This window comes from Nonomuraea dietziae (genome assembly GCF_014195505.1).
GTDB lineage: Bacteria > Actinomycetota > Actinomycetes > Streptosporangiales > Streptosporangiaceae > Nonomuraea > Nonomuraea roseola.
The window spans coordinates 3670138-3681658 of the sequence record NZ_JACIBV010000001.1 but is presented as its reverse complement, the minus strand read 5'-3'; the positions used below and the strand labels follow the sequence as shown (position 1 = coordinate 3681658).

General features: G+C 69.8%; 9 protein-coding genes and 1 pseudogene. 8 read left to right on the top strand and 2 right to left on the bottom strand.

The features are described 5' to 3' along the window. Positions 1-330 precede the first annotated feature (330 nt). On the top strand, positions 331-1215 hold the full coding sequence (locus FHR33_RS17515) for a tyrosine recombinase XerC (protein WP_183648696.1): 885 nt from the start codon (positions 331-333) through the stop codon (positions 1213-1215). A gap of 1380 nt (positions 1216-2595) precedes the next feature. On the opposite strand, the gene FHR33_RS17510 is transcribed toward FHR33_RS17515, so the two are convergent. Continuing rightward, positions 2596-3156, bottom strand: a complete 561-nt coding sequence (locus FHR33_RS17510) for a M23 family metallopeptidase (protein ID WP_312895585.1) — start codon at positions 3154-3156, stop codon at positions 2596-2598. 843 nt (positions 3157-3999) lie between these two features. Here FHR33_RS17510 and FHR33_RS17505 point away from each other — a divergent pair. Continuing rightward, positions 4000-4479 carry a GNAT family N-acetyltransferase gene (locus tag FHR33_RS17505; RefSeq protein ID WP_183648690.1) on the top strand — a complete coding sequence of 160 codons (480 nt, stop codon included), beginning with the start codon at positions 4000-4002 and terminating at the stop codon, positions 4477-4479. Continuing rightward, positions 4476-5834 (top strand): CoA transferase, encoded by a 1359-nt coding sequence (locus FHR33_RS17500; protein WP_183648687.1) that lies wholly within the window; start codon positions 4476-4478, stop codon positions 5832-5834. Before FHR33_RS17505 ends, FHR33_RS17500 begins: the two co-directional genes overlap by 4 nt. A 40-nt stretch (positions 5835-5874) precedes the next feature. Here FHR33_RS17500 and FHR33_RS17495 read toward each other — a convergent pair whose 3' ends face one another. Then, entirely contained in the window at positions 5875-7197 is a 1323-nt protein-coding gene (locus FHR33_RS17495; RefSeq protein WP_183648684.1) for an MFS transporter, read from the bottom strand. Positions 7198-7254: 57 nt separating this feature from the next. Here FHR33_RS17495 and FHR33_RS17490 point away from each other — a divergent pair, with 57 nt between their 5' ends. The 5 genes and pseudogenes from FHR33_RS17490 to frr all read left to right on the top strand — a co-directional run bounded on the left by FHR33_RS17490 (position 7255) and on the right by frr (position 11469). Continuing rightward, on the top strand, positions 7255-8184 hold the full coding sequence (locus tag FHR33_RS17490; RefSeq protein WP_183648679.1) for an ArsR/SmtB family transcription factor: 930 nt from the start codon (positions 7255-7257) through the stop codon (positions 8182-8184). After that, positions 8100-9032, top strand: coding sequence for a 30S ribosomal protein S2 (gene rpsB / locus FHR33_RS17485; protein ID WP_183648676.1), 933 nt, complete (start codon positions 8100-8102; stop codon positions 9030-9032). The genes FHR33_RS17490 and rpsB overlap by 85 nt, the downstream gene beginning before the upstream one ends. 118 nt (positions 9033-9150) lie before the next feature. Continuing rightward, positions 9151-9984, top strand: a complete 834-nt coding sequence (gene tsf, locus FHR33_RS17480; protein ID WP_183648673.1) for a translation elongation factor Ts — start codon at positions 9151-9153, stop codon at positions 9982-9984. 133 nt (positions 9985-10117) lie between these two features. Next, a pseudogene (gene pyrH / locus FHR33_RS17475) lies at positions 10118-10817 on the top strand (UMP kinase). 94 nt (positions 10818-10911) lie between these two features. Continuing rightward, positions 10912-11469 carry a ribosome recycling factor gene (gene frr, locus FHR33_RS17470; RefSeq protein ID WP_183648670.1) on the top strand — a complete coding sequence of 186 codons (558 nt, stop codon included), beginning with the start codon at positions 10912-10914 and terminating at the stop codon, positions 11467-11469. The last annotated feature ends 52 nt before the right edge of the window (positions 11470-11521 follow it).

Below are 11521 nucleotides of genomic sequence, written 5' to 3'. Positions count from 1 at the left end.
ATGTCGGGCCGCGTTGGGGTCAGGGGTGGGCGGTTCGTAAGAGGGGCCGGCTCGCGTGGGTGGGCCGCGATGGGGAAGATCGCGGGGCGGCGGGCCGCGGTGGGGCCAGGATGGGCGTCTTGTGAGAGGGCGGCTCCGGGGGTGGTGTGCGTTGGGGGAGATCACGGGGGTGGGCCGCGGTGGGGGTCAGGGTGGGCGGTTTGAGAGCGGCAGCTAGCGAGGGGTGGATCGCGAGGGGTGGATCACGGGAAGGAGGATCCGTGTGGACAGAGAAGGCGACCCTTGAGAGGGGACATCTCGGGCGGGTGAGATCGCGGAAGGGGATTGTGGATGCCGGATGTCGATGAGGTGCTGGCCGAGTTCGAGAAGCACCTCCGGTTCGAACGTGATCTGTCGCCGCACACTGTGCGCGCCTACCTTTCAGACCTGGCCGCCCTGATGGCGCATCGTGGGGGAGAGCTGGGCGGGCTCGACATCGCGGTGCTCAGAGGATGGTTGGCCGAGCAGCACGCGGCCGGATTGTCCAGGGCGACCCTGGCGCGTCGTACGGCATGCGTCAGGACCTTCACGGCCTTCGCGCACCGCCGTGGCTGGCTGGCCGACGATCCAGGGCTGCTCCTGGGGAGTGCGAAGGCGGCACGGGCGCTGCCTGCCGTACTCGATCAAGAGCAGGCGCAGGCCGTCCTCGACGCGCCGCAGGGCAGCGAGCCCAAGGAGCTTCGCGATCAGGCGATCATGGAGCTGCTGTACGCGACTGGGGTGCGGGTCGGCGAACTGTGCGCGCTGGACGTGGATGACGTGGACAGGGACCGTCACGTCGTCAGGGTGCTGGGCAAGGGGCGCAAGGAGCGGTCGGTGCCGTTCGGTCTGCCGGCCTTGCGGGCGGTGGACCGGTGGTGCGTGCACGGACGTCCTCGCTGGATCCGGGAAGGGACAGGGCCCGCGCTGTTCCTCGGAGCGCGGGGTGGACGCATCGACGCCGGGACGGTACGGCGAATTGTGCATGCCCGGTTGAGGCAGGTCGACGGGGCGCCTGACATGGGCCCTCACGGACTACGCCACAGCGCGGCGACCCACCTGCTGGAAGGTGGGGCCGATCTGCGGAGTGTGCAGGAGATGCTGGGGCACGCGTCGCTGAACACCACCCAGATCTACACGCACGTGTCGATCGAGCGCCTGCGAGCCGCCTACAGGCAGGCCCATCCCCGCGCTTGACCCGAGGCGATCACCAAGGAGGGATACCGCCCGTCCTCGTCTTGCCATGGGCGTTCCTGAGGAGGAGCTGGCCGCCGGGAGCGGCAGCCCCGGGACCGCGGGGGAGGTCCGCACTCACCTCGCGCAGGAGTCCCGCCCCAGGGCAGCGGTGGTCGCCGCGTGTCTCCCCTGCCAGAGCCCCAGCAAAGGCGGTCGCCTCGTCCCTTGTTCTGAAGCCGCCCACGGCGGAGTGGACTTCTCGTTTCCCCTGCTCAGCGGCAGCCCTCTCGGCAGGGGCGGTCGCTTCGTGTGCCCCATGTATGGAAGCCCCGCTGTATGGGGCTTCCCCCGTCAGCGGCGGCTTCGTCTCTCCTGCTCAGTGCAGCCTTCCCCGGCAGGGACGGTCGGTGCGCGTGTCACTTGCATGGGAGCTCCCATCGCATGGAAGCCTCTCGGTAGGAGTGGCGGCTTCGTCTCTCCTGCTCGGTGCAGCCTTGCCCGGTAGGGACGGTCGGTGCGTGTGTCACTTGCGTGGAAGCTCCCCGTTGCATGGAAGTCTCCCCGGTAGGAGTGGTGGCTTCGTCTCTCCTGCTCGGTGCAGCCTTGCCCGGTAGGGACGGTCGGTGCGTGTGTCACTTGCATGGGAGCTCCCCGTTGCACGGAAGTCTCCCGGTAAGAGTGGCGGCCTCGTTCTCCTGCTCAGAAGCAGCGAACGTCGACAGGGCCAGTCGCCCTGTTCCTTCGGATGGAAGCTCTCCGTTGTATGAAGCCTCCCGGCAACGGTGGCGCTTCGTCTCCCCTGCCCAACCCTTCCCAGGGGTGGTCGCCTGGTGTCGCCCTGTCTGGAAGCCCTTGCTCGGCAGGGGAGGTCGCTTCCTGTTCTCCTGCCCAGCGGCCTCCCTGGCAGGAGGTGTCGCCTTGTGACCCTCTGCCCAGGGGCCTCCCTGGCGGGGGTGTTGCTTCGTGTCTGCCTGTCTGGAAACCCTTCCTTGGCAGGGTGGCTCATGGGTTCTCCTGCCCGGCCGCCTCCCTGACCGGGGTGGTCGCTTCGGGTTTCTTGGGCAGGGAGCTTCCCCCGCAGCGGTGGTCGCTTTGGGTGCCCTGTCGGGGGCTCCGGGCGGGAGGGGCGGTCGCTTTGTGTCCCCTGCTGGGGGCCTCCGGCCGGCAGGGGCGCTCCGTGTTCGCCCTGCCATGGGCGGGTGTCCCTGGGGAGGGGTGGCCTCTAGTCGTCCTTCGGTCCTCGTACGCGATTGCTCGCCTGGGACCGCTCTGTGAGGAGCACGGCCTGCCCTGTGGAGGAGCAGCATCCTGCCTTGGGTGAGGAGCAGGTCCTGCTTGGGGTGAGGAGCAGGTCCTGCTTGGGGTGAGGATCAGGTCCTGCTTGGCGTGGGGGTGGTCGTTCTAGTCGCTCTGCGAGGTAGGTCTCTGGGGAGGGGTGGTGGTGGTCGTATCGCTTGGCAGGAGGATCCCTGTGGACGGGGTGGGTGGTAGGTGCCAGTGGGGGAGGAGGCGGATCGGCGCCCAGGCGAGCAGGAGCAGGGGGTCCAGGTAGCGGGGGCCGCGCAGCAGTCCCCAGTGAAGGCAGGACTCCGCGCAGTGGCCAGGGACCGCCTCGACGACGCCCAGCCGGTCGCCTGCGGAGACCGTCTGGCCGCGCCGTACCGACGCCTGGACGGGGAGGTAGGTGGTGCGCAGGCCGCCTGGGTGGAGCACGGAGACCACACCCCTGCCCGCCAGCGGGGCGGCGTAGGTGACGGTGCCTGGGCCGGGCGCCAGGACTGTGGTGGAGGGGGAGGCGGCGAGGTCCACGCCGCGGTGGCCTGAGCGCCATGGTTCGGGCGGCGGGTTGAAGGGGCGCAGAATTCTGGGCTGTCCCGGCAGGGGCCAACGCCAGTCGGGCGGGTCGGCGGCGGCAGGTGTGGGGGTCAGGAACAGCACCGCCACGGTGATCGCCAGCAGCACGGCGCAGCGGCGGAGCGCCCGGTGTCGGAGAGGGAGGGAGCGCGGTGGGCTGGTGCCTCGGAGACGGGCGCTGTTGGACGCGGCAGCCGCGTGGCTGGGGGGAGGACAGGCCATGGGGCAACGGTGGCAGCGGGCCAGGGTGGACGTGGCCGGTGAACGGGGTTCTGTGGATGGACGGGGCTCTGGGAGTGGGGCTGTGGATGGACTGGGCTCCGGCAGCGGGCTGCGGACGGACTGGGCTCTGAGACCGGAGCTGCGGACGGACGAGTGGGGGTGGACGAGCGGGGCGGTGGGTGGACGAGCGGGGCGGTGGGTGGACGGGCGGGACGGACGCGCGGGGGCGTGGATGGACGAGCGGGGCGGTGGGTGGACGAGGCTCTGGGAGCGGTGCTGCGGATGGACTGGGCTCTGAGTGCGAGGCTGCGGACGGACGAGTGGGGGTGGACGAGCGGTGCTGCGGATGGACGGGCGGGACGGACGCGCGGGGGCGTGGATGGACGAGCGGGGCGGTGGGGGACGAGGCTCTGGGAGCCGACTGCGGATGGACTGGGCTCTGAGTGCGCTGCTGCGGACGGACGAGAGGGGGTGGACGAGCGGGGTGCGGATGAACGTGGGGAAAGACGAGCGGGGGCTGCGGGCTCTGGGAGTGGGGCTGTGGATGGACAAGCTGGGGTGGATGGGCGGGGCTGCGGATGGACGGGCGGAGACGGATGAGCGGGGGTGTGGGTGGACGGGGCTCCGAGAGTAAGGCTGGGGATGGGCCGGCGGGCGAATGCGGTGAGAGCTGAGCGCTGGGCGGCTGAGCGGCTGGGCTGCTGCGGGGGCGGTGCCATGCTGGTGGTCATGGAGATCGAAGGGCGCAGGTTGGTGCTGCGCGAGGCCGTTCCTGACGACGAGCCCGCACTGCGGCGGATCCTCGCCACCCCCGAGGTGGCCAGGTGGTGGGGTGAGGTCGACGACCTGGACGGCATGCTGGCCGTCACCGTCGACGGCAGGGTGATCGGCGCGATCCAGTACGACGAGGAGGACGACCCGCAGTACCGCAGCGCCGGCATCGACATCTTCCTGGATCCCGAACACCACGGTCAGGGCTACGGCGCGGAGGCGGTGCGGACGCTGGCGACCTGGCTGATCGACGTGAGAGGCCATCACCGGCTCACCATCGACCCCGCCGCGCACAACACGGCGGCCATCAGGGCCTACGAGAAGGTGGGCTTCAGGCGCGTGGGCGTGATGCGGGCCTACGAGCGGGACCCGAGAACCGGCGCCTTCCACGACGGCCTGCTGATGGATCTGCTCGCGGAGGAGCTGAACCGCGGGTGACCGCGAAGCTGATCCGGGAGCTGGGGACGTCGGCAGGGGTGACGCTGCCCGAGGTGCGGGTCACGGACGACGGTTCGCGGCTGCCTTCGGCGTACCGGGTGGAGGTGGCGGCGGCCGTCTCGGTGGGGGCTGCGACGGCAGCGGCGGCGGCCGTGCTGGGAACGGAGGCCGAGGTGTCGGTCAGGGAGGCTCTGGTCGCCTTCCGGGATGAGCGGTACTTCAGGATCGATGGTGAGCAGGGGGAGTTGTGGGCGGAGCTGTCGGGCGACTACAGGACCGCTGACGGATGGGTCCGGCTGCACTGCAACTTCGATCATCACCGTGACGCGGCGCTGCGGGCGCTGGGGTTGTCGATGGGCTCGGACCGCGAGGCGGTACGGCGGGCGTGCGCGAGCCGTACGGCGCTGGAGGTCGAGCGGAGGGTGACCGAGCGGAACGGGTGCGCCGCGGCGCTGCGGACGCCGCAGGAGTGGCGTGAGGACCCGCGGGCGCGCACTGTCGCCGGGACGCCGCTCGTCGAGGTGACCCGTGTGCCGGGAGGCGGCGGATCTCCTCACGGGTGGCCCCTCGGAGGAGGCCGGGCGGGGCGAGAGGGAGGGAGGGCTCTGGACGGGGTGCGGGTGCTCGATCTCACCAGGGTGATCGCCGGGCCGGTGGCCACCAGGACGATGGCCGCCTACGGGGCGGACGTGCTCAAGGTGGGGGCGCCCGACCTGCCCGAGGTTCCCGGGCTGGTGATCAGCACGGCCTTCGGGAAGCGGTCGTGCCATCTCGACCTGCGTTCGTCCGAGGGACGGCGGGTGCTCGCGGACCTGGTCGGGTCCGCCGACGTGGTCGTCAGGGCCGTGAGACCGGGCGCGCTGGGGATCGTGGACGAGCTGGCCGAGCGCACGCAGGGGCTGGTGAGCGTGGACATCACCGCCTACGGTCCGACGGGAGGGCGCGGGTTCGACAGCCTGGTCCAGATGGCGACGGGCATCGCGGGCGGAGATCCGCCGCGCCCGCTCCCCGCCCAGGTGCTGGACCATGCGACGGGATACCTGGCGGCCTTCGGGGCGATCGCGGCGTTGCTGAGGCGGCGGGCGGAGGGCGGGTCCTGGCGGGTACGGCTGAGCCTGGCGAGGACCGCGCAGTGGCTGGACGAGCTGGGCAGAGGCGAACCCGAACCCGCCGACCGGCTGGAGGCCACGGGGTCGCTGGGTGAGATGGACAGCGACTTCGGACGGCTGACGTACGTGCTGCCGCCCGGACGGATCGGCGGCAGGAGGCCCGGGTGGACGAGCCCGCCGCCACGCCAGGGCGCCGACCTGCCCGTGTGGCGGGACAACGCGCAGCGCGCGAGCGGGGTCGGATAGCGCCGCTCTGGAGGACGGGCGGCGAGGACGAAGAGCATGCCTAGACGGTGCGGATCTTGGTGAAGGCGAGTTCCCTCAGCGCCCTGCTTCGCACCGGATCGGCGTCCTCGCCTTCGGCCGCGCCGCGCCTGCGCCGGGGGCGCAGCGGAGAGCCCCAGATCCAGAAGATCGCGAGGGACGTGCCGGCCGCGCAGACCAGGACGACCGCGCGCAGCCCCACCACCTCGGCCAGCAGCCCGCCGAACAGACCGCCGAGGGCCAGTACCCCCTGGATGGCGAAGGTCATCGTGGCGTTGACGCGGCCCATCACCTCGGCCGGCGCCTCCCGCATGGCGACGACGTTCATGCAGGTGGCGAAGGCGATGACCGTGGCGCCGATGAGCAGTCCTGTCGTGGCCATGATGGGGATCGTGACCCAGAGCGGCCCGCGCACCAGGCCCACCGTGAGCATGTCCACGGGGAAGAGCAGGATCGCGTAGACCATCACCCTGTCCTCGCCGTACCGCTTGACGAGCCTGGTGGTCGCCCACGCGCCGATCAGCCCGCCTACGCCGGACACCGCGGTGAGCGCGCCGATCACGCCCTGCGGGAGGTGCAGGACCTGCAGCATGTAGAGGATGGCGATGGCGATGTAGGCCATCGCGAAGAAGTTCAGGGTCACGCCCGCGCCGAGGATGGCGCGCAGCACGGGCTGGGTGAGGCTGACGCGCAGCCCTTCGACGATGTCGCGCCACATGCCGCGTGACCGGCTCGGCTCGTGGTCGTCGTGGGTGCGGATGGCGCGCAGCATCAGCGCCGAGGCCAGGAACGACAGCGCCTCCATCAGGACGGCAAGCGGCGCGGTGAGCATCTGCACCAGCGCTCCCGCGAGGCCTGGCCCCGCGATCGAGGCGACGGAGTAGGAGGCGTGGAAGCCGGCCATCGCCTCCGTCCGCTGTCCGGCGGGGACGACCGCGGCCAGGTGGGGGAAGTTGGCCGCCTTGAAGACGACGCCGGCCGTACCGATGACGAGGGCGACGGCGGCCAGCAGCGGGACGCTCAGGACCCCGGCGAACCAGGCGAGGGGCACCATCAGAGCCGCGAAGGCGGAGACGAGTTCGCAGGCGATCATCAGCGGGCGGTGCCGGCCGAGTCTGTCGGCCAGGGCGCCCGCGTGCAGGCCGAACAGCAGCGCGGGCACGAAGGCCAGCGCGGTCAGGACGCCCATCTGCGCGGGTGAGGCGGCCAGCAGGGTCACGGCGGTCAGCGGGACGGCCAGCTTGGAGACCTCCGAGCCGGTGATGGAGACCGTCCTGGCGGTCCAGAGGAGGCGGTAGTCGCGCTGTCTGCGAAGGGGAAGGGAATCCTGAAGGATTTGCTTCATAGTTGTGAAAGTAATCCTTCATAACTCTGAAGGCAACCCTTCAGGTAGGTTTCTGTCGTGAGCCACGACAGCCGCAAGCCGCTGAGCGATCCCAAAGCCATGCGGGCGCTGGCCCACCCGGCCAGGCTCGCCATGATCAACTTTTTGGGACGGCAGCCCGCCGCGACCGCCACCGAGCTGGCCGAGGTCGTCGGGGTCACGCCCAGCGCCGCCAGCTACCACCTGCGGATGCTCGCGAAGTACGGCTTCGTGGAGGACGCGCCGCCGCGAGGCGACGGAAGGGAGAGGGTCTGGCAGGCGGTGAAGGAGGGCGTCTCCATCGAGAGGGAGCCCCAGGACGAGCCCATGGTCAAGGAGGCCAAGCAACTGCTGGTCGACATGATCCTGGCCGACAGCCAGCGCGAGATCAGGCGGGGGATGGCCGCGCTCGACACCGAGCCGCAGGAGTGGCGTGACGTCTCGAACTGGCGACGGGCCTACCTGATGATGACCGCCGCCGAGGCGGCCGAGCTGCGTGACCGGATGGAGCAGCTCATCGAGCCCTACCTCACCCTGCGCAGGACCGACCCGCCCGAAGGCGCCCGCGAGGTCGTGACGCACACATCCCTGTTCCCGCTCGTCGACCCGCCGAGGCCGGGCCCTGCCGACCGAGGACCACGACGCGGGCTGACGTGCGCGGAACCCTCCGCCAGTCAGACGGCCGTGCCAGGCATGACGGTCAGGCCGGGCCTCCTCTGGAGGTATGCTTTTCGGTGGCCTGTCAGTGACAGGCCGACTTCGCATGCCCCGTCGCAAACCGTTCCCTCGGTCCGGCCGCAAGGCCGGCAGGAACGGGTGCGGGGCATCAGGGCGGCAGGCCGTACGGCTGCCGCGGCACAACCGAGAAACTGGAGGACCAGCACATGGCCCCCGTCGTCACCATGCGACAGCTCCTCGAGAGCGGTGTTCACTTCGGCCACCAGACCCGCCGGTGGAACCCGAAGATGAAGCGCTTCATCTTCACCGAGCGCAATGGCATCTACATCATCGACCTGCAGAAGTCGCTGTCGTTCATCGACCGCGCCTACGACTTCGTCAAGGAGACGGTCGCCCACGGCGGCACCATCCTGTTCATCGGCACGAAGAAGCAGGCTCAGGAGGCCATCGCCGAGCAGGCAGGCCGCGTCGGCATGCCGTATGTCAACCAGCGCTGGCTGGGTGGCATGCTCACCAACTTCTCCACCGTGCACAAGAGGCTCCAGCGTCTGAAGGAGCTCGAGGAGCTCGACTTCGACAACGTGGCCGCTTCGGGGCTCACCAAGAAGGAGCTCCTCATGCGCCGCCGCGAGAAGGAGAAGCTCGAGCGCACGCTCGGCGGCATCCGCGACATGGGCCGCGTGCCCAGCGCGGTGTGGATCGTCGACACCAAGAAGGAGCACATCGCGATCTCCGAGGCCAAGAAGCTCGGCATCCCGGTCGTCGCGATCCTCGACACCAACTGCGACCCCGACGAGGTCGACTACCCGATCCCGGGTAACGACGACGCCATCCGCGCCGTCGGTCTGCTGACCCGCGTCGTCGCCGACGGTGTCGCCGCCGGTCTCATGGCCCGCTCCGGCGCCGCTCGCGGCGACGAGAAGCCCGCCGCCGCCGAGCCGCTGGCCGAGTGGGAGCGCGAGCTCATCGAGCAGGGCTCGGGCGAGCAGAAGGCCGAGGAGGCCGAGGTCGCGGCTGAGGCCGTCGCCGAGGACGACGCTGAGGTCACCGCCGAGACCGAGGCCGCTCCGGCCGAGGCCGAGGCCGGTGTCGAGGCTGAGACCGAGGCCAAGGCCGAGGGCGAGACCGAGCAGGCCTAAGGGCATGCGCTGGTACGGCTCGCGCCACGCGTGCGAGCCGTACCCACGCCGGTCGCACCGGCACTGAGGCTTTTCGGGTGCACACCCGATCCACGACCGATCCCACGAGGAAATGCACATGGCTTCCGTGAACATGGCCGATGTCAAGCGGCTTCGCGAGCTGACCGCCGCCGGCATGATGGACTGCAAGAAGGCGCTGGAGGAGTCCGAGGGCGACTTCGACCGCGCCGTCGAGATCCTGCGCCTCAAGGGCGCCAAGGACGTCGGCAAGCGTGAGGCGCGCACCGCCTCCAACGGCCTGGTCGCCGTCAAGCAGGACGGCGAGTCCGCCGCCGCGCTGCTCGAGCTCAACTGCGAGACCGACTTCGTCGCCAAGGGCGAGCGCTTCCAGGAGCTGGCCGCGCAGGTCGTCGAGCACATCCTGGCCACCAGGCCCGGCGACGTCGACACCCTGCTCGCCTCCTCCCTCGACGGCAAGTCCGTCAAGGAGCACCTCGACGAGGCCAACGCCGCGCTGGGTGAGAAGATCGAGATCCGCCGCTTCGCGGTCCTCGAGGGCGGCTACATCGGCGCCTACATGCACAAGACCGACCCGCAGCTCCCGCCGGCGGTCGGCGTGCTGGTGCAGCTCGACAAGCCCAACGCCGACGTCGCCAAGGACATCGCGCAGCACGCCGCGGCGATGGCGCCGAAGTACCTCAACGCCGAGGCCGTTCCCGCCGACGTCGTCGAGAAGGAGCGCGCGCTCTTCGAGGAGATGACGCGCGACGAGGGCAAGCCCGAGGCCGCGATCGCCAAGATCGTCGAGGGTCGCGTCAACGGCTGGTACAAGGACTTCACCCTGCTGCAGCAGGCCTTCGTCAAGGACAACAAGAAGTCGATCGCCAAGTACGCCGAGGAGAACGGCGTCGAGGTGCTCGCCTTCGTCCGATTCAAGGTCGGCCAGGCTTAGTCTCGTTGGTGGGGGGTGTCAGTCGCCTCCCACCACGATGACAGCTTTACTGGAAACACCACCCGAGGAGGCCGCCGCCGTGCAGGAGAACAAGGAGCCCGTCACGCCGGCGGCTTCGTCGTACAAGAGGGTCATGCTCAAGCTGTCAGGCGAGGCTTTCGCCGGCGGCGAGCCGATGGGCATCGATCCAGGCGTGGTCGGGCATGTGGCCGACTCCATCGCCGAAGCCGTCCGTGAGGGCGTTCAGGTGGCGGTCGTGGTGGGCGGCGGGAACATGTTCCGCGGCGCCGCCCTGTCCGCCGGCGGTCTCGACCGTGGCAGAGGCGACTACATGGGCATGCTGGGCACGGTGATCAACTGCCTGGCGCTCCAGGACTTCCTTGAGAAGCGCGGCATCGAGACCCGCGTGCAGACCGCCATCACCATGCAGCAGGTCGCCGAGCCGTTCCTGCCGCGCCGTGCCATCAGGCACCTGGAGAAGGGGCGCGTGGTCATCTTCGGCGCGGGCCCTCGGCATCCCCTACTTCTCCACCGACACCTGCGCCGCCCAGCGCGCGCTCGAAGTCGGCGCGGAGGCGCTGCTCAAGGGCACTCAGGTGGACGGGGTCTACGACTCCGACCCGCGCAAGAACCCCGACGCGGTCCGTTTCGACCACCTCGACTACGCGGAGGTTCTCGTACGCGACCTCGCCGTCATGGACCAGACCGCGATCAGCCTGTGCAAGGAGAACGAACTGCCCATCGTGGTCTTCGACCTGATGGGTGAGGGCAACATCCTGCGCGCGGTCCGCGGTGAGAAGATCGGCACGCTGGTGAGTCCGGCAGGGAAATAGGGAGCGAGCCTGACCAGCGAGCGGAGTGGCCCCGACGGAGGAGGGACCACGAAGCGCGTGAGTAAGGTGAGCGACCAATAGACAGGGAGCCGCTGTGATCGACGAAACTCTCCTCGAAGCCGAGGAAAAGATGGACAAGGCCGTCTCGGTCGCGAAGGAGGACTTCGCGAGCATCCGGACGGGTCGCGTCACCCCGTCGATGTTCAACAAGATCAACGCCGAGTACTACGGTTCGCCGACCCCGATCCAGCAGCTGGCCTCGTTCCATGTTCCCGAGGCCCGCATGATCCTCATCCAGCCCTATGACAAGGGCTCGATGGCGGCGATCGAGAAGGCGATCCGCGACTCCGACCTCGGCGTCAACCCCGGCAACGACGGCTCGGTGATCCGCGTCAACTTCCCCGAGCTCTCGGAGGAGCGCCGCAAGGAGTACGTCAAGGTCGCGCGCAACAAGGGTGAGCAGGCCAAGGTCTCCATCCGCAACATCCGCCGCTCCGCCAAGGAGACCCTCGACAAGATGGTCAAGGACGGCGAGGCGGGAGAGGACGAGGTCCGTCGCGCCGAGAAGGAGCTCGACGACCTCACCCAGAAGCACGTCGCCAAGATCGACGAGCTGCTCAAGCAGAAGGAAGCCGAGCTGCTCGAGGTCTGAGCGGTCGGTCGCTTCCGCACGGCCCTCGCTTGATGCGGGGGCCGTGGCTTAC